This is a genomic window from Rhizobacter sp. P3_B12, assembly GCF_056402895.1.
This window is the reverse complement of the sequence record NZ_JBFUGN010001662.1, coordinates 1-675: the sequence shown is the minus strand read 5'-3', so window position 1 is coordinate 675 and position 675 is coordinate 1. Positions and strand designations below refer to the sequence as shown.

At 74.1% G+C, this 675-nt stretch carries 1 protein-coding gene; it reads right to left on the bottom strand.

The features are described 5' to 3' along the window. Window positions 1-675 (bottom strand): hypothetical protein (locus AC1D01_RS37545; protein WP_477875018.1); only part of this gene is annotated, 675 nt, incomplete at both ends.

Sequence of the window (675 nt, the reverse complement as noted above, 5' to 3'; positions counted from 1 at the left end):
GCGCAGCGCCTGCGTCAGCGAGCGCGGGTGGCCGAGGCGCAGGCCGAGCAGCAGCGAGGCGCGGCGCTGCAGGCCGCTGCCGTTGTCCAGCACGCCCCAGGACGGGCGCCCCGGATCGAACCCGCCGGCGCGGTCGCGCGTCAGCCGCACGATGTCGCTCAGGTAGGCCGCCTTGTTCTCCAGCAGCAGCGATTCCAGCTCCTGCGGCGAGTGGTGGCCGAAGAACGGGCGCAGCGAGTTCTGCGTGTAGTTCTCGCCGTGCAACGCCAGCAGGTGGTCCAGCGCCCGGCTCTTGCGCCGCGCCGAGCGGTCGAACGGCGGGTACACCGCCTGCTCGATCTGCGCCGCCGGCGCGAGCTGCAACCGCTCGACGCCCGGCACGCTGTCGGGCCCGATCATCTGCGACCACAGCGTCCTGGCCGAGCCGCCATTCACCGAGAACAGCTCGCGCAGGTGCTGCACCTGGGCCAGCCCCTGCGCGATCACCTGCTCCATCATCAGCAGGTAGGTCTGCAGCTGCTGGGCGCGCGCCCGTGCCTGCGGCGGTGCCGAGCGCGGCACGCCGTGCCGGCCGACGCCGTAGATCGCCGGCAGCAGCTGCTGCACCGAGTGGTAGCGCTGCAGGTCGCGGTGCTCGCCGCGCGGCAGCGCGGCGGCGGCACGCCCGGCCTGGTC